Source organism: Cytophagales bacterium (genome assembly GCA_033344775.1).
In the GTDB taxonomy this organism is placed as follows: Bacteria; Bacteroidota; Bacteroidia; order Cytophagales; family Cyclobacteriaceae; genus JAWPMT01.
In genome coordinates, this window is the sequence record JAWPMT010000001.1 from 133,589 (window position 1) to 150,929 (window position 17,341).

The 17,341-nt window shown below is 43.0% G+C and carries 16 protein-coding genes; 10 read left to right on the forward strand and 6 right to left on the reverse strand.

What is annotated here, in order from left to right; genetic code table 11:
* Positions 1-75 precede the first annotated feature (75 nt).
* From R8G66_00540 to R8G66_00560, 5 genes are all read left to right on the forward strand, one after another.
* Positions 76-1,098, forward strand: a complete 1,023-nt coding sequence (locus R8G66_00540) for a helix-turn-helix domain-containing protein (protein MDW3190816.1) — start codon at positions 76-78, stop codon at positions 1,096-1,098.
* Between the two features lie 73 nt (positions 1,099-1,171).
* A complete protein-coding gene (locus tag R8G66_00545; GenBank protein MDW3190817.1) occupies positions 1,172-2,746 on the forward strand; it encodes a PQQ-dependent sugar dehydrogenase in 1,575 nt (524 codons plus the stop codon).
* A gap of 287 nt (positions 2,747-3,033) precedes the next feature.
* Entirely contained in the window at positions 3,034-3,678 is a 645-nt protein-coding gene (locus tag R8G66_00550; protein MDW3190818.1) for a peroxiredoxin, read from the forward strand.
* Between the two features lies 1 nt (position 3,679).
* Positions 3,680-3,994 carry a thioredoxin family protein gene (locus R8G66_00555; protein MDW3190819.1) on the forward strand — a complete coding sequence of 105 codons (315 nt, stop codon included), beginning with the start codon at positions 3,680-3,682 and terminating at the stop codon, positions 3,992-3,994.
* Positions 3,975-4,232 carry a hypothetical protein gene (locus R8G66_00560; GenBank protein MDW3190820.1) on the forward strand — a complete coding sequence of 86 codons (258 nt, stop codon included), beginning with the start codon at positions 3,975-3,977 and terminating at the stop codon, positions 4,230-4,232. Before R8G66_00555 ends, R8G66_00560 begins: the two co-directional genes overlap by 20 nt.
* A gap of 75 nt (positions 4,233-4,307) precedes the next feature.
* On the opposite strand, the gene R8G66_00565 is transcribed toward R8G66_00560, so the two are convergent.
* Positions 4,308-4,793 carry a glutathione peroxidase gene (locus R8G66_00565; GenBank protein ID MDW3190821.1) on the reverse strand — a complete coding sequence of 162 codons (486 nt, stop codon included), beginning with the start codon at positions 4,791-4,793 and terminating at the stop codon, positions 4,308-4,310.
* 344 nt (positions 4,794-5,137) lie between these two features.
* Here R8G66_00565 and arfB point away from each other — a divergent pair, with 344 nt between their 5' ends.
* Together arfB and R8G66_00575 are read left to right on the forward strand one after the other, a co-directional pair.
* A complete protein-coding gene (gene arfB, locus R8G66_00570) occupies positions 5,138-5,614 on the forward strand; it encodes an alternative ribosome rescue aminoacyl-tRNA hydrolase ArfB (protein ID MDW3190822.1) in 477 nt (158 codons plus the stop codon).
* Positions 5,614-6,762 carry a glycerate kinase gene (locus R8G66_00575; GenBank protein MDW3190823.1) on the forward strand — a complete coding sequence of 383 codons (1,149 nt, stop codon included), beginning with the start codon at positions 5,614-5,616 and terminating at the stop codon, positions 6,760-6,762. Before arfB ends, R8G66_00575 begins: the two co-directional genes overlap by 1 nt.
* Position 6,763: 1 nt before the next feature.
* On the opposite strand, the gene R8G66_00580 is transcribed toward R8G66_00575, so the two are convergent.
* Positions 6,764-7,684, reverse strand: coding sequence for a 2-dehydropantoate 2-reductase (locus R8G66_00580; GenBank protein ID MDW3190824.1), 921 nt, complete (start codon positions 7,682-7,684; stop codon positions 6,764-6,766).
* A gap of 147 nt (positions 7,685-7,831) precedes the next feature.
* Complete coding sequence (locus R8G66_00585; protein ID MDW3190825.1) at positions 7,832-10,171, reverse strand: glucan 1,4-alpha-maltotetraohydrolase domain-containing protein; 2,340 nt, start codon at positions 10,169-10,171, stop codon at positions 7,832-7,834.
* A gap of 223 nt (positions 10,172-10,394) precedes the next feature.
* Here R8G66_00585 and R8G66_00590 point away from each other — a divergent pair, with 223 nt between their 5' ends.
* On the forward strand, positions 10,395-11,867 hold the full coding sequence (locus R8G66_00590) for a helix-turn-helix domain-containing protein (protein ID MDW3190826.1): 1,473 nt from the start codon (positions 10,395-10,397) through the stop codon (positions 11,865-11,867).
* Positions 11,868-12,104: 237 nt separating this feature from the next.
* Here the strand turns inward: R8G66_00590 and R8G66_00595 are convergent, their stop codons facing one another.
* On the reverse strand, positions 12,105-13,889 hold the full coding sequence (locus R8G66_00595) for a hypothetical protein (GenBank protein ID MDW3190827.1): 1,785 nt from the start codon (positions 13,887-13,889) through the stop codon (positions 12,105-12,107).
* A gap of 131 nt (positions 13,890-14,020) precedes the next feature.
* Here R8G66_00595 and R8G66_00600 point away from each other — a divergent pair, with 131 nt between their 5' ends.
* Together R8G66_00600 and R8G66_00605 are read left to right on the forward strand one after the other, a co-directional pair.
* Positions 14,021-14,356 (forward strand): PadR family transcriptional regulator, encoded by a 336-nt coding sequence (locus R8G66_00600; GenBank protein ID MDW3190828.1) that lies wholly within the window; start codon positions 14,021-14,023, stop codon positions 14,354-14,356.
* Positions 14,357-14,365: 9 nt separating this feature from the next.
* Positions 14,366-16,954, forward strand: coding sequence for an FtsX-like permease family protein (locus tag R8G66_00605; protein MDW3190829.1), 2,589 nt, complete (start codon positions 14,366-14,368; stop codon positions 16,952-16,954).
* Positions 16,955-16,957: 3 nt separating this feature from the next.
* On the opposite strand, the gene R8G66_00610 is transcribed toward R8G66_00605, so the two are convergent.
* Both R8G66_00610 and R8G66_00615 read right to left on the reverse strand, forming a co-directional pair.
* Entirely contained in the window at positions 16,958-17,104 is a 147-nt protein-coding gene (locus R8G66_00610; protein ID MDW3190830.1) for a SnoaL-like domain-containing protein, read from the reverse strand.
* A complete protein-coding gene (locus R8G66_00615) occupies positions 17,101-17,313 on the reverse strand; it encodes a SnoaL-like domain-containing protein (protein MDW3190831.1) in 213 nt (70 codons plus the stop codon). Before R8G66_00615 ends, R8G66_00610 begins: the two co-directional genes overlap by 4 nt.
* Between the last annotated feature and the right edge of the window lie 28 nt (positions 17,314-17,341).

The window sequence follows — 17,341 nt, forward strand, 5'->3', positions numbered from 1 at the left end:
GACTCAGCGTACATTGTTGGTAATACATTCATATGGTTAAGAATCCTTTTTCTTTGACGCGCGTAACACATTTCAATGAACCTACTTTTCCTGTTTGCAAGTATTGGTGTTCTCAACGGATTTATAGTCTGCATGTACCTGATCCTCAAAAAGAACAGGTCATTAGCGGAGTTGTATTTCGGAGGCCTGCTGCTTGCTCTGAGCATCAGAATCGGGAAATCCATTCTTTACTACTTTGATCGGGAAACAGATCTGCTGGTACTACAGATCGGCCTGTCTTTCTGCCTATTCATCGGTCCGCTTTTTTATCTCTTTTTGAAGCATAAGTTACGGCCAACAAGCTCTGCTAAGCGTAGTGATCATTTCCTACTGATTGGATTGGTTTTAGTGATTGCTCTGTTGGGAGTTATCTATCCATACAGAGGCTATCCGGAAAAATGGAATGGAGCCATTATTCATTTCATATATGGCACCTGGTCCTTTTTTACCTTAGTAGGCATTGGCTCATTGTTGCGACAGTGGAACCAGATCGAACGGCAATCTTCACAATCTGACCAGTTCTACTTGCTGGTGATCGTCACTGCTTATTTGTTCATCACCCTGACCTATCAATTGGCCTTGTACACGGGCGTTTTCTATATCTGGGGCTCGTTGATCTTCACAGTTAGTTTCTACGTGCTTCTAGGACGAATTTTGACGAGGAAGAAGGAAATATTACCGAAGGTTGTTGCTCAGCCGCTGACAAATGGCGAAGACATGATGCATCAGGTACAAACGACAATGGAAGCCCAAAAGTTATTTCTAAATCCACGATTGAAACTTGATGATTTAGCGACAGCCACAGATTTATCCAGGCATGTGCTTAGCAAGCTGTTAAATGAAGTTTATCCAAACGGCTTCTCCCAATTCATAAAAGAATATAGGGTCCAGGAAGCAAAACAACTGATCAAAGATCATCCTGAATGGTCATTGGAAGGAGTGGGGCAGGAAGCAGGTTTCAGTTCCCGGTCTTCTTTTTTTGAGGCCTTCAAAAAAGTAGAATCAAGGACTCCTGCTCAATTCCGGAAAACACTTATGTTAGAAACTAGTCCAGAATGATCAAGCTGGACTACTTGATTCCCTGAAAATCGGTCATGGATGTTTCTGGATCGTATGATTGCCAAAAAAAATCATGCAACGATCCTTATTTTTTAGTTTAATACTAGTAGTGATATCCCCTCTCTACGGGCAGTCAGATCAGGAACTGATCACGCAGACGCTGCATCAATTCATTGAAGGCACAGTCTACAATTACCCTGATAAAGTACGCGATGTTTTTTATCCGGAGACCAGGATGTTTTTGCACAATGGTAGTGATACTGCCTGGGTGGTATCTTCAGAAAGGTATGCTTCCTGGTACGGCAGAAGAAAGCCAGGGACCCAAAATAACCGCATCAATGAGATCAAGTCCATAGAGGTAGTTGGAGATGTGGCATATGCCAAATTACAGGTAGATGTTCCTTCCTTCGGGAACCGCTACAGTGATTTGATGTTGTTGAAGAAAATCAAAGGCAACTGGAAAATAGTGGGTAAAGCCACTTCAGCTACCCCCATTCCCAAAACAGCAGAAGAGTTGAAAGCAATACCAGAAAAAGAGACTGTGCTCACAGGGTTGAACAAGCCATGGAGTGCTGCTTTTCTGAATGAGAAAGAAGTGTTAATTGCAGAGAAAGACGGAAATCTGGTAAGGGTGAACCTGGATAGTAAAGAAATAAAAGTCATTCAGGGATTACCAGATGATGTTGCTAGAAAAGTAAAGATCGATACGTCCAAACATGCTTATGGTGTCTTTCCTCCAAGGGCCCATGGGCAAGAGCGCAGCTATAATGCTGGTTGGTTTCAGGTGTTGCTCGACCCTGAGTTTGAAGAAAATGCCTGGGTTTATCTCTCATATGCTGCCGAAAATGAAAATAGGGAAAGTGCCACAAAAGTGATCAGAGGGAAACTGGAAGGTGATCAATTGACTGATATTGAAGTCCTGTTTGTAGCCGGTCCATACGTACACGGATTATTTCATTATGGAGGAGGGATGATCTTCGGACCTGATGGCAAGTTGTACCTCACCACAGGAGAAAGAAACCTGTTCGAAAAGAATAATCCTCCGCGACCATTGGCACAAGATTTACAAGATAAACGTGGGAAAGTCATACGATTAAACAAGGACGGATCTATTCCGAATGATAACCCTGTTTTTGATGGAAGAAGCATACCTGGACTATTTGCCTTGGGTATCCGAGCGGCGCAAGGTCTTGCCATCCATCCTGAAACGCAGGAGATATGGTTCAGTGAACATGGCACTTTGCAAGGCGATGAGCTCAATGTACTCAAGCCCGGAGTGAATTATGGGTGGCCATACCGCACTTCAGGAAAGTACCGGACAGCTGACTACCAACCAGAGTTTCCAGAAGGTTTGATATTCGAGGACCCGGTATTCTTCTGGGATCAAACTGTAGCTCCAACAGGGCTTACATTTTATACAGGTAGAGCATTTCCTCAGTGGTATGGTAATTTGATTGTACCAGGATTGAGCAAAGGCAGTTTGTGGCGTATGGAAATTGAAGGCAATCAGGTCATTGCTGCGGAAGAGCTATTCATAAATAACCGGGTACGGCTTAGGAAGGCCATGGTTTCTCCCGGTGGGCAATTGTATTTGCTGTCAGATGAAGAGGACGGCAAAATGATTCGGGTAAAGAATGCGGCGATGTGATGTGATAAAAATCATCAAGATTACTTGCTGACTCATTGCAAAATTGGCAACACAATTTGTGCTGAGATTTTCTAATTCAGCCAACGAATATGTTGATTTATGGATGCATTTAGAATGAAATTATGGGCTTGAGTCTAAAGTGGAGAACCACCTGTGTCAAAGCAGAAAGTCCCATTTAAAAATCATCAAAAAACAGTCTGTTTAATTGCAGTAAATAGCGGTGAAAATAGCTGTTTAGTCTTGTTCTTTGCGCTCATTTTTAATCAATCGTAATCATTCATAAGAATATGACTTTAGTTGGAAAGAAATTTCCGAACATCGATGTAAATGCGATGAACGACCTTGGGGATACCTTCAAACTTAATGTGTTGAAAGAGGCTATTGAGCAGAAGAAAAAAGTTTTGCTTTTCTGGTACCCGAAAGATTTCACATTTGTGTGCCCAACCGAATTGCATGCTTTTCAGCAAGCTTTACCAGAATTCGAGAAGCGCAATACAGTGGTGATTGGAGCCTCTTGTGACACAGCTGAAGTACACTTTGCCTGGTTGAACACAGAAAAAGACAATGGTGGTATAGAAGGGGTGACTTACAGCCTGATTGCGGACAGCAACAGAAACCTGGCGAATGCATTGGGTATCCTCGACATCAGCAATGTGACTTATGATGAGGAGCAAGGACTGGAATTGATAGAGGGGGACAATGTCACCTACCGGGCTACTTTCCTGATCGATGAAGAAGGAACAGTATTCCACGAGGGAATCAACCACATGCCTGTTGGTAGAAACGTGAATGAGTACCTTCGATTGGTAGATGCATACACGCACGTGCAGGAGAAAGGGGAGGTTTGCCCTGCAAACTGGGAAGAAGGCAAAGAAGCCATGGTTGCAGACCGTGAAGGCATTGCCAACTACCTAAAAATGAATGTAAACTAAGATGGTAGCAGAATTAACTGAGGATAATCTGCAAGACCTGGTTGCCAATGAAGAGCTTACAGTCGTTCAGTATTCTGCGGGATGGTGTGGCAATTGCCGTATTATGAAGCCGAAGATGAAGAAATTGGCACAGGAATATCCAGGGATCAAGTTTGTCATTGCCGATGCTGAGAAATTCCCTGCGTCACGCAAATTGGCGAATGTGGATAATCTACCCACTTTTGCGACCTTCAATAAAGGCGCATTGGTAGAGCAAGTACAGACCAATAAGTTCGAAGTGCTTAAAGACTTTGTGAATGAAACTACCAGTAATTAAGCACCTCACCACGCTGATCGAGGAGAAGGATGTACAACAGGTGGAAGCGACCATCGCTACACTAGAGTCAGTTGCAGAAGCCCCTTCCATCAAAGATGAGGAGATGGATGTGATTGGAGAGTTGTTGTCCAATCTCTATGGAGCGATCGAGGTACATCAGGAAGTTCAGAACGGAACGCCTAAGAAAGATGCCTTGAATGGCTTCATGAAGCGAGTAGTGGGTTCTATTGACCGATAATAAGCTTCTGTTTAAATCATTAAGATCCCCTTCGATGCGAATTGAAGGGGATTTTTTATGGTCTTGACTGAAGAATTATTTACTCTGAACAAAATTCATGATCACGTCTTCTCCGGGATTGGTCCCGGCTCCCAGGAAAGTAACCAGGTTTCCATTTTCATCAATCAGATATTTACAAAAATTCCAGGTAGGCGCCTGGCTGTTTTTTCCGTTCAAATCAGGGTTTGTAAGCCATTGATAAACTGGGTGCTGACTACTACCAACGACATCAATTTTAGCAAACATTTGGAAAGTGACGCCATAATTAGCTTTACAGAATTGTGCAATTTCATCATTGGTTCCGGGCTCTTGTGCTCCAAAATTATTGGCAGGAAATCCCAGGATCGTGATCTTATCTCCGAACTGTTCATGCAATAGTTGGAGATCTTCATATTGCGGGGTATAACCACATCGAGAGGCGGTATTCACAATCAGCAATTTCTTGCCTTTGTATTGAGAAAATTCAATAGGTGTTCCATCAATGGCTTCTGCCTGGTGGTCATAAAAACTGGAAGTTTGCATCAGTGTAATTGTTAGAAACAGGATATTGAACACGATATTAGGAATTCAAAATGATAACCAATAGCGATGCTTAAGGTTTAGCTGAATAATGCATTTCTTTATAAGTAGATTTGAAAATTCCCCCTTTTAAGATATGACGTCAACTTAAGGAAATCGTAATAAAATCTCCCGTCTTCGTGAGGTGCCGAAGTGATCTTTCACGGGAGTTCGAGCCCATAAATCGTAAGATTGCTTTACTTCGCCGGGTGGCCGGTGCCATCGCAATGACGATCCAAATTCATCTTCAATTCGGGTAGATTTATGTCATTAAAACCAGTGAGGCTTCTAAAATTGACGACTATGCCTTGAAGGGGAGTGCCAAAAAGCCTGCCGGACGAGGCATGGACAGGGGATTTGAAGAACAATCAACAATGAACACCAGACCTAAAATAGGGGACATCAGACAAGAGATCCAGGTTGTGACCTCCAGGAGTGGTGGGCCCGGAGGCCAACACGTGAATAAAGTAGAGACCAAAGTGATCCTGAAGTGGAACATAGGTGCTTCTCAAGTCATCACTGATTTGCAAAAGGAAATGATCCGTACTGCCAATCGAACCAAAATCACACAAGTCGATGAGTTGATGGTCTCTTCAGATAGTAAGAGGTCTCAGGTACGAAACAAGGAAATTGCCTTTAAGAAGCTGGATCGTCTATTGGCTAAAGCATTTGTGAAGAAGAAAGCCAGAATTGCCACAAAACCGACGAAGGCTTCCAAACAGAAACGATTGGATAATAAGAAGAAACACGGTGATAAGAAAGAGATGCGGAAACGGATTGTTTGATGCTTCAAGAGAAAGAAAAATTATTTTTGAAGCTCATGAAGGTATTGATTGCACCAGATAAGTTCAAAGGGTCACTAACCGCGAAAGAGGTGTGTGATGCCATAACAGCAGGAGTAATAGAGGTATTTCCTGAGGCAGAAGTGACTAGTATTCCGATGGCCGATGGGGGTGAAGGTACACTGGATATCTTGAAGGACTTGTTAGACCTTGAAATGGTAAAACTAACGGTCGGTGATCCGTATGCTCGCCCGGTCAAGTCGTGGTATGGAATGAAAAGTCAGGACGCATTTATTGAAATGGCCTTGGCGTCCGGATTGCAATTACTGAATGAAGAGGAGCAAAGTGCTTCTAAAACATCTACCCTTGGAACAGGTGAATTGATTCAGCATGCCATCGATCGAGGGGCCAGGAACATCCATTTATTCGTAGGTGGAAGTGCTACAAATGACGGGGGAATTGGCGTTGCACACGCATTGGGGTTTCGTTTTCTGGATCAATTCGGAAAAGAATTATCCGCAATCGGTCAGAACCTGGGGCTCATCGATACGATTCAAAAGCCTGAGCGATCTTTCCAGGATATAACCTTTCAAATCATTACTGATGTAAAGAATCCATTGCTAGGATCGGATGGAGCTACCAATCAATACGGTCCGCAAAAAGGTGCGAAGAAGGAAGAATTGGCTTCATTGGAGCAAGGGATGTCGCATTACGCTAATCTCATTCAGGAAATATCTGGCATAGACCATGCGATCAAGCCAGGAAGCGGCGCGGCCGGTGGTATTGGTATGAGTGTGATGGGACTGCTCAAGGGAGAGATCAGGAACGGGATGGAAACTCTACTGAACATTACCGGTTTTGCCAAGCAAGTGGCCCAGGCAGATTTAGTCATCACGGGAGAAGGAAAAATCGACGTTCAGACACTGCAAGGTAAAGTGGTACATGGTGTGGCTAAGGCTGGCATAAAAGAAGGAGTACCCGTAGTGGCCATTTGTGGGATCAATCAATTGAATGAAGAGGAATGGAAGGGATTGGGTCTACAAGATGCTACTAGCTTAAAAAGTCCTGAACTCACTGCTGAATACTGTATGCAACATGCCGCTGAGTTAATTTGCCTCCGTGTGTCGAAAATGGCAGGAAAGCTGAAATAAGCTACTTCCTTGCTTTCAATTCGCCGGGCAATAAACACGAATAAATGAACTGGTTGATCGGCGTATCATACCCGTAGCGTGCTCCTAGCTGTACCACTGTTCCATTTTGATATTCCATTTCAGAAGGCCTATTATCCCAGATATCTCGTGCTAATGAAAAAGTGGTTTCGTCAGGTAAGGTGCCGATAAAAGTCATGGTTTTTTCAACATAAGACGAATGGATTTGAATGCCGATCTTCTGTGACAGTCCATAAACTTCTTCGAGGAGCGATTGCATCATTGCCTGAGTTTCGGGTGTATTTCGCAATTCACCAAGCGTAGTGCGCGTTACGGCCTGTAGCCCGCTCAGACAAATCATGATGAACTTCTTCCAAAGTTCAGATTCGATGTTTTCAGACACCTTGAGGTCTACCTCAGCATCGAGGAAGTGTTTTTGTATGGCCTGTACCCGGTAGCTTTCCCGGTGATCCATCTCACCAATGACTATTGATGGTACCGCGCCAAAATGACTGATCACGCCCGGACCTTCAACTTTACTGATAATCCGGCATAATCCACTGATCAGGTGATGTTTATTGATTTTTACAGATAATTCTTCAATGGCGAGTACTCCATTTTGTAGCGGTAATACCATACTATCCTGATGCAGGATTTCGTTGATTTGATCACCGACTTCTTTGACTTGCCATGACTTAACAGCCAGTATCACCAGATCCGGAGAAGACAGCTCGGTAATTTGATTCACCACCTTTACGGATGGAACTTTAAAATCTCCTTGAATGCTCCTTACCTCAAGTCCATTTTCCATCAGCGCCATGCCGTGAGTTCCACGTGCGACAAACGTGACATCATTCCCAGCTTGTGCCAGCTTACCTCCGAAGTAACCACCGACACCTCCGACACCAATTACAGCGATTTTCATTCTATGAAGTTCGTTGATTTTTATGTGTTATTCACTATAACTTGCTTAAAAGAAAAGCCAGACCTTGCGGCCTGGCTTACACATTGATGGAGCATTTAGGTTGATCCTCCTTTGTTAGTATGAAGTTTAACAAGGGAGGATTGATTGCTACTTCACAAGGATCTTTCGAATAAAGGTTTGTCCACCCATTCGGAGTTTTCCGACATAAATGCTGGATGCGTCTGGTAATTGATTCTTATTGAATTTGATTTGATGCTGACCAGGTGTCAATACTTCATTGACTAAAATCAATTGTTGACCCGCCAGACTGTAAAGTACCAGGCTAACCTGCTGTTCTTTAGCCACTTTAAAGGTGATTGATCCATCACTCTCCAGTGGATTAGGAAAGTTGGTGAATTCAGGAGTAATCGTATTGATCGATCGTGATCCAAGAGGATCAGAACCGGACCAACTGTTGTTGTACCAGTAAGCATCGGGTCCACAGGTAATTAAATCAGCGGTTTGTCCACCACCATTGTAACTGAAGATCACATTGGCGCAATTGGCTGGAATCGTAGCGGTATTCCATGCTCCGTTGTTAGTCATTGCTGTGCCTGGCCATGCACCCATCAAAGCATTTTGATTATCGTCCCAGGCATACACGTGGGTGTAACCTTGCGCATAGACATTTAGGGAATTGCCACCGCCACCGCTAAGTGGGTCGTTAGTATGCCATGTGCCATTATGATAGTATTCCGCCGTATTACAAGTGGATAGATTGGCCGTTTGATTGCCGCCATTGTTGCTGAAGATCACATTGGCACAATCGTCATTAATCGTTGCTTCCAACCAGCCGTTGGCACCTATGGTCAACGCAGTACCAGGCCAGGCACCCAATAAAGCATTCTGATTATCATCCCAGGCATAGGCGTGAGTATAACCCTGAACTTTAACTGTAAGGGAACCACTGTTCCCACCTCCACCTGAAGTGGGGTCGGTAGCATGCCAGGTACCATTGTAGTAGTATGGCGAAGTATTGCAAGTGTTAAGGTCAGCAGTCTGGCCACCACCATTATTGTTGAAGATGATGTTGGCGCAATCGGAAGCAATTGTAATTTCCAGCCATCCATTCGAAGAAGGAGATAAGGCTGTTCCGGGCCATGCACCTAATAAAGGGATTTGGTTGTCGTCCCAGGCATAAGCATGTGTGTAGCCCTGAGCATAAACGGTCATTGAGCCTGTATTGCCCCCGCCATTGTTGCCTATATCTTCGGACCAGATCGCATAATTTGTTCCGTACGTATCCAATGTCCATGAGCCTCCCTGACCTTCAGCGGCAGGATCACCCCAGTTGCTGTAGCCCATTTTTAGGTACACAGTTTTGTTCGTTCCCTGAATAGAAGCCACGTATAGTCCAGCCTCAGAACGATGAATGGTTACGGGACTCTGACTATGGATACCCGCATCCTTACGTACCTGGATCAATGCAGCAATTTCATCGTGAACAGCTGTTCCCCATTCGTACATGTGACTCCAGAAGATCGTAGGGATACCCGGATGGCTGAGGAGATAGGCATAGGCCTGTCCTACATTGGTTCCGTTCAATACATTGTTTTGTGGGTCATAATCTGGCGTATCGTGATTCTCGATAAACGTAGTATTATTTCTTGGATCCCAACCGATACCTCCGGACGGTGAGCCCTGATAGGCCAGGTAGGAATAGTTATTGTCCCTAATCACACCTTTGAGTGCATAGTAGGTTGGGAAATCAAAAGCGGTTGATCCTGAGGCATCTATCCAGTCCTGGATTACTTGTTTGTCGGAGTTCCAGTTTTCACCCACAGAGAAAGTTGGGCTGGTATGATTGTTATATTCGGTGATGTAATACGGATCAAACCCGTGAACAAAATCGTATCTCCAGCCATCATAGCCAAGGGCTTTCAGGTTGTCAAGAAATCCTTTGATGTCATTCTGTACATATCCCTGAGTATGATCCACATCTCTGGCAGCGGCGTAAGGAGTGCCTGTATCATTGTTGCCTCTTAGTCCAATAGAAGTATATTCTGGCTGGCTCCATACTTCGTCATTGGCCGTGATTGAATTGGTACCCCAGGTAGGATTGGTAAAGTCCACCCAGTTGGTAGAACCGACCCGGTGATTGATCACAATGTCCGCAATGGCATCAATCCCGGCATTTCCCAATGCAGTCAGTAAACTTTCATGCTCCGCCTCAGTACCGTAGAAATTGCTGAAGTTATTGAGTTCGCGAGGTAGATATCCTTCCCATGATCCTGCATCACTCGGTGGTGGTAACCAGATCATATCGATCCCGGAGGTCTGCATATCAGGAACTAGGCCTTCTACATATTCGTAGTAATCATTGAGGTGATCGTGGGAAGCTTCCCAATAAAAGCCCTGTATAAGGACTCGATCATCATTGGCTACTTGTGCCTTAGCACTGAATAAGGTCAGCAGTAAAAGTAAAAGCAAAGGGTAGATCTTCTTCATGTTCATGTGTGGTTTGGTTCTCAATTATTTAGGTTGACGAAAAAATTTGATTCTAATTTCTACCCTGAACACATCAAATTCGGCACATTTTATAATTTGAAACTTTTAAATTATAAGCTGCACCCCTTTGAAAATTCGTAGTTTCAATAACTTTCCAATCCACAAGCTGCAATAATTTTAAAAGAGAGGAATTTTGGGCATGAGGCTTTGTATCATCTTTTGTTTGGGGGTTCTGTTATCCAGTCAAGCACTTGCGGCCGACCAAGCTGATACTACCTTTTATAAAACCACCTTTATCATTGAGCAGTTGCCCTCTACTACGCCACACGATGCTTCAATTTATTTAGCAGGTAGTGCCTGGGGATGGTATCCGGATATTGAAGCCAACAAATTTGTAAGAAACGACAAAGGACAGTTTCAATTGACAGTGACCCATGCCGTAGATACCTTTCAATACAAGTTTACACGTGGTAGTTGGAAAGCCGTAGAAGGTCGATCCAATGGCAGGGCCAGGCCCAATCGCCATTTCGAACTAGCCGATGGTCATGTCATTCTGGTCACGATCGATTCCTGGGAAGACATTTCCATTGGGTCTTATGTCGTTTACATGTTTGCCTTGTTGATTTCGGCGCTGCAAGGAATCTTACTCATCATCGCAATCAATACGATCCGCAACAAGAACAAGAAGGCAAACGGCACGTTAAGTATTGTCCTTTTATTGATTTCCTTGTCCTTGCTGGGTAGGGCATCTACTTTTGACCCGTCAATTTTCAACTGGCAGCCCCGCTTGATCCTGGTTCCTGAACTTTTGCTTTTCACTTATGGGCCTTTGTTCTACTATTATGTGCACAAGCTTTTGGTGATTGACTTCAACAAAAGGCTGGTCCCCCTGCATGCCTTTCTTTTTGTGGTACAATTTGGGCTATATATTCCATACCTCACGATCAACAATCAAACCTTCATCTATCGGCTCATTGATAAAGAGCTTTTCCCAATCTTTGCGATAACAGGACTAGTCGCTTTGTTGTTTAATGTGGCCTATTGGTTTTTCAGCCGTCAACTGATCATTCAATACACACGTCAGGAATCACTGAATGAAAATCAAAAGAAATACACCCGTTTCCTGAATGGAATCCTGCGCATCAAAGCAATTTACTTGATTGTATGGGCCCTGACTGTGATCATCTATGCAGTAGGCGAGGCCACAGATTATGAACTGTTGTTCGTTGTTGAGCAAATGATTGATGTGCTTTGGCTCATCTTTTCGTTCATCATTTTCGCATTGGCGTATTACGCCGTGAAACACCCTGAAGTACTTAGAGAGAAGCAGAAATATAAAGATCAATCGATCAAAAAGACAGAGCTTGACCATATCCTGGAACGACTGGAAGTGATCATGCAAGAAGACAAGGCCTTTCTCGATCCCAGTTTGACCTTGAATAGCCTGGCCTACCTCGTGCCAACATCTACGCATATGTTATCACAGGTGATCAACGAGCAATTCAATAAAAGCTACAATGACTATGTGAATGGCTATAGGATCAATGAATTCATCACCCTTGCAAAAGTAGATGATCAGGAGTCCTTTTTGTCACTGGCATTTCAAGTTGGATTTGGTTCCAAACCGACCTTTAATCGCGCCTTTAAAAAGCTTAAAGGAAAAACCCCTAAGGAGTATTTTAAGGAAGCGGTTTGACATTGAGAAAAAACTCATTCCTGCCTATCGGCAAGGCATGGCTCGAAAAATGGGCTCTAAATATTCAAAGAGAACATTTTGTCCCAGCGGGGAACCGTCGGGAATCTCAACAGCGCGAGATATTAGATGTTAATCAAGAATGTAAAATTCTCAGAAAGTCCCACAATAAGTAATCGGTTAAAATAGATGCACTGATGGCTTTTTTTCACAATAAGTCTAAGCTCAAATCTGCAACGGTTATCTAGAACCTTCCAAAAACCAATTGATACCTTCACAAACGATTTGATCATCATCATATCCGTGACCTTTTCCTTCATGAATAAAAACTTCATAGCTCTCCTTGCTTTTGCCTAAGCTATCTAGTTTTTGCTGCATTTTATTCGCATGCCATCTCGTTGTGAGGTGGTCATCACCTCCCTGATGCAATTGAAATGGAGGAAGCTGATCAGCGAAAAAGTAGGGCGAGCTGGCAATCAGATTTTTTCTGATGTCAGCTTTTGACAAGCCGGGTAAGATAAAAGCACGAGACAAAGAACCTCCAACTTGTTCATTGTCATAAACATATCGATCTACGAACTTGGTGTGTGTAGAGTTGACAATGATGAAGTCTGCTTTGTCGGTAAGTCCTCCGATGATCAACGCCACCGTAGCTCCACGACTTAGTCCATTGATCAGTACAGGAGTAGCGTCCGTTTTGCCGTAATGGGCTTTGACTACTTCCAACAAGGTGATGGCATCGATCGCGGCGCCGTGCCAGACATCTCTAAAATTGCCTTCGGACCGGAAACAGAAATCATCTCCTTGTAATATATTTCCACGGTAGGAGGGCAAGACAGAGATGAACGCTTTGCGGGAAGTTTCACATTTGTTTCTGGTAATTGATTGTATTTTGGACACATCTATACTTGCTCCGCCACCTTCTAATTCCAGTAAGATCGGTGCAGACGATACGTCAATGCCTTTGGGAATTCGGATCGCACCGTAGTGGATATGCTCATCTACAGTATGAGCGATGACTTTGATGGTGTCACCATTGTCCTTAATTTCCTCATAAACAACCTCAGGATCAATTACTAGAAAACGTCGATTTTGCCATTCTTTCTTGATTTGGTCTATCTCAAATTGACTAGGTTCATTCAAAAGTTCAATTATGGAAATGTCTCCAGATGGTTCAGGGTAGGTTTTATCCTGATCATAGTTTTCACAACCATTTATGCCTACATTGATCAGGTAATTGAAGTTTTGGTCGAACTGAAGAAAAAAGATATCCAGACAAATGAAACTGAAGCCAAAGATTATAAAAGGATAGAATTTTTTTCCGAACCAGATCGCGATTGGCAATATGATAATTGGAACAAACCCAAAATCTATCACGGCTTTGAATAAGCCATTTGGAAGTGTAGGAGATACAAACCGGAAGACCCAAAAGCCACCCATGACCAGGGAGAGAAACAGAAAGATCCGGTACTCCTTTAGTTCAGTTGAGCGACCTCTCAAGTTCAAGAAGAGAAGTATCAGTGATAAAGTCAATATGAAAAATACCCAACTGTAAAACACTAATTTAGGAGAGAAAGGTAGTAGACCCGCAAAACCTGCTTGTCCCGCAAATCCCATGATCGAGGCGATTATACCGATTGTAAAGAACCAGCCTGGTTTTTCTTCAGGTAGGTTTTTAACCAAAAAGAATTGGAATAAGAAAATCAGAACAAATCCTGCTGCGAAATACAATTGCGTGAACCATAGGAACTTCCCATAGAACATGAGATCAATGGCAAGACTAAATCCGTGGAGAAAAAGGATGGCAAGTACAAACAAGCCTGCGGCCAACATGAGATTATTCCAGACAAGCAGGCGTTTCTCCTTCAAAGACCTCAGGATCAAACCTGAATATAGGATGGCAATGATGGAAGCACCAAACAAGATTAAAACCGCCCCAATCTGCAAGTTCCTGCCTAGACTGAAACCTAATCCAGTGAGATAACAGACAAGAGCAAAATTGAACAGTAGCAGTTTTGTTTTCATATTGGATTAGTAGCTTATTAGGCCAATTTATTACAAGCTGGGTTCAACGAGAATTTTCTTTATTTCTTATATTTTATATAACAAATAAAAATGAGACGCGTATATTTGTTCTATAAAGTATAACTAATGACATGGCAAAAGAATACCTTGGAGAGTTAGAGGAACTGATTTTGTTGCTCATTCTGATGTTGAAGGAAGAAGCATATGGATTGGCGATCAGAAAGGCTTTGCGTGAACATGCTGGGCGAACCGTCACTATAGGCGCGGTACATGGGACTGTGAATCGATTGGAAAGCAAAGGGTTTGTAGAGTCTAATCTGGGTGGCGCAACCGATGAAAGGGGAGGTCGCCGAAAACGCATCTTTACTTTAACCGCAGAAGGAAAGTCATTGCTTCATAAAAGTCAGGATGTAAAAGTGAACCTTTGGCGTCAAATTCCAGAGCTATCGCTATCTAACACGCAATAAATTGAATTCGTGAAAAGCTCCCGAAAACGACCACTGGAAGAAAGAATTCTAGAGTGGTGCTGCCGTGGTGATTTCCTCGAAGAAATACTCGGAGATCTCTACGAATACCGCGAAGAACTAGAAGAATATCCTGCCTGGCAACGTCCATGGAGGTTTTGGTTCCAGGCATTTAATTTCATCAGGCCCTCATTAGCCAAAAAACTCATCAACATTCAAAAACTCAATTTACTCGGTATGATCTTACATAATTTCACCATCACGTTTCGAGGTTTTCGCCGACACAAATCAAGCTTTCTCATCAATCTGATAGGACTATCAACAGGTTTTGCTGCCTCGATTCTTATTGCTTTGTGGGTACTCGATGAATGTACCGTAGATAAATTCAATGCAAATGATGATCGTTTATATCGGGTAATGGCTCACTTTCAATTACCCGAACAGAAAGTTACCTGGGACTATACTTCTGGTAGGATGGCACGATCCATGAAAGAAGAATTTCCTGAAATTGATAAGGCTACTCGGATCAATAATCATTTCTTTGTTCCAGCAGGCGTACTAGAGACACCTCAGGGAAATTTGGAGATCGAAGGGATTTTCGCCGATCCTAATCTCTTTGATGTGCTGGATTATGAATTGATCACGGGCGATCCTGCTACCGCATTAACAGATTTAAAATCGATAGTAATCACTCAAGGGCTTGCTGAGAAATTGCACGGAAGTGTTGAAGGCGCTATGGGAAAAGACTTTCATTGGAGCAGTAGCTTATTTGATGAGACCTTTAGAGTGACTGGGGTGGTGGAAAGTCCTCCATCAAATGCTTCCATGCAGTTTGAAACGATCATCAATTACCAAATACTGGTGAACCGTGATAAATGGGCGGATGAATGGAACGGTGGATATGCAGAAACGTTTCTCTTGCTCAAAGAGGGAGTAGACCCCATGGCATTTGAAGGGAAAATAGTCAACTATTACGATGATAAGATCAACAATGACCGTTTTACCTTGTTCCTGCAAAAGTTTTCTGATCAATACCTTTATGGAGACTTTGAAGATGGTCAATTAATAGGGGGAAGGATTGAGAATGTTCGATTATTTCTACTCATCGCGATCTTCATTTTAGTCATTGCCAGCATCAATTTCATCAACCTAACGACTGCACAAGCTTCGATCAAACTCAAAGAAATTGGCATAAAGAAGTCATTGGGAGGGAGCAGGCAGCAATTAATTGGACAGTTCCTACAGGAGTCTATCACCTTGTCATTTGTCTCTATATGCATGGCTGTCCTGCTGGTGTATGGCGTCTTACCCATATTCAATCTATTGACAGGAAAAATATTGGTTCTTGACTTACTTTCAATAGGAGGATATTTGTTTCTGATGGGATTGGTATTAGGCCTGCTCGCAGGAATTTACCCTGCGTTCTATCTTTCCTCCTTTTCAGCGATTAAGATCATACGAGGACAGTTATCTCTGGGAGGACAATGGATTAGAAAGATATTAGTGATCATTCAGTTTGCCATTTCATTGGTCTTTATTGTTGAAGTGTTGGTTATCCACCAACAACTTGATTTCATGGAGCAAAAACCTCTTGGCTACAACCGTCAAAATGTATTGACTTTTAAAGGTAGAGGGGCTAGAGAAGTGGACTTGCAGGCCTTTAAAAATGAATTGAGTGCGATCCCCGGAGTAAGTAGTGTCTCCTCGATGATGGGGGCTTTTCTGTGGGGGAATGACAGTGGAAGTGGCTATATATGGAACAATGAACCTGAAAATGCCAATTATCTATTCAAATCTCCAAAGATGGGATATGGTGTGCTGGAAACGCTCGAAATAGAATTAGCAGCGGGTAGGTTGTTTGACCCTGAACGAAATGATGATCGAACGAAGGTGATCATCAATGAATCTGCTTTGAAGATGATGAACATTGAAAATCCAATTGGCTACAAATTGGGATATGGCCAGGGTGAAGAGAAAAGAGAGATCATTGGGGTGGTCAAAGACTTTCAATATGGATCGATGCATCAGGAAATCGAACCAGTTCTGATTCGATTTCGTGAAAACGGACGAAATTTTATTCTTCGACTGGAGCCAGGTACTGAGATTTCGACTATCGACAAAATTGAATCACTTTACAGTCAATTCTATCCAAAATACGTATTCAATGGTCGATTTCTGGATGATTCCTATTCCGCGTTGTATGATACTGAACAGCGCATTGGTGGTCTCTCCGGATATTTTGCCCTACTTGCGATTTTGATTTCATGTTTGGGTCTACTTGGCCTGGCTACTTTCACGACAGCCCGAAGAGTAAAGGAAATAGGGATCAGAAAGGTAATGGGGTGCGAAACCTGGAGAATCATTTACTTGCTTACTTCAGACTTCACCAAAATGGTGCTCATTGCCATCCTTATTGGAATTCCTTTGAGTTACCTGGCTGGAAATAAATGGCTGGAAAACTTCGCTTATGCCATTGACCTGGAATGGTGGCTTTTCGTTCTCGCAGGAATCACAGCACTATTAATTGCCTGGTTTACCGTCGGAATCTATACGGTGAAAGCCGCTACCGCTAATCCGGTCGAAGCATTGAAGGATGAGTAAGCCTTATGGCTGATTGTAGAAATAGGTTTCCTTGACGATTCTGCCTTCAGCTACTTCGTAGACAATGATCTCATCGATTTCTATGAGCTGACCAGTCTTTAATTGCAATTTGGAATACATCTTAATGGCGAAGTGATCTTTGGCGTTCAATGGGGTTGAAAGTCTTCCCAAGATGCAATGCTATCAATGAATTGCTGTTCTTTAATCAAGAGCTTTTCAAGTCCTTTGGTAATGGGTTTAGGGTGAAATGAAGGCTCGATACTCACGACATTATCGTCGAACAGCTCCTTTTGAGCTTCGATGAAAGCTTTGTTTTCCAATAAGGTGATCAAGCGATTACTGATCTGATTGATGGTCATTTTATTTCATTTATTTGAATCACAAATG

Bases quoted from the DNA above. Each gene is read 5' to 3' on its own strand.
- R8G66_00540 (MDW3190816.1), top strand. From the start codon at position 76: ATGAACCTACTTTTCCTGTTTGCAAGTATTGGTGTTCTCAACGGATTT.
- R8G66_00545 (MDW3190817.1), top strand. From the start codon at position 1,172: ATGCAACGATCCTTATTTTTTAGTTTAATACTAGTAGTGATATCCCCT.
- R8G66_00550 (MDW3190818.1), top strand. From the start codon at position 3,034: ATGACTTTAGTTGGAAAGAAATTTCCGAACATCGATGTAAATGCGATG.
- R8G66_00555 (MDW3190819.1), top strand. From the start codon at position 3,680: ATGGTAGCAGAATTAACTGAGGATAATCTGCAAGACCTGGTTGCCAAT.
- R8G66_00560 (MDW3190820.1), top strand. From the start codon at position 3,975: ATGAAACTACCAGTAATTAAGCACCTCACCACGCTGATCGAGGAGAAG.
- R8G66_00565 (MDW3190821.1), bottom strand. From the start codon at position 4,793: ATGCAAACTTCCAGTTTTTATGACCACCAGGCAGAAGCCATTGATGGA.
- R8G66_00575 (MDW3190823.1), top strand. From the start codon at position 5,614: ATGCTTCAAGAGAAAGAAAAATTATTTTTGAAGCTCATGAAGGTATTG.
- R8G66_00580 (MDW3190824.1), bottom strand. From the start codon at position 7,684: ATGAAAATCGCTGTAATTGGTGTCGGAGGTGTCGGTGGTTACTTCGGA.
- R8G66_00585 (MDW3190825.1), bottom strand. From the start codon at position 10,171: ATGAAGAAGATCTACCCTTTGCTTTTACTTTTACTGCTGACCTTATTC.
- R8G66_00595 (MDW3190827.1), bottom strand. From the start codon at position 13,889: ATGAAAACAAAACTGCTACTGTTCAATTTTGCTCTTGTCTGTTATCTC.
- R8G66_00600 (MDW3190828.1), top strand. From the start codon at position 14,021: ATGGCAAAAGAATACCTTGGAGAGTTAGAGGAACTGATTTTGTTGCTC.
- R8G66_00615 (MDW3190831.1), bottom strand. From the start codon at position 17,313: ATGACCATCAATCAGATCAGTAATCGCTTGATCACCTTATTGGAAAAC.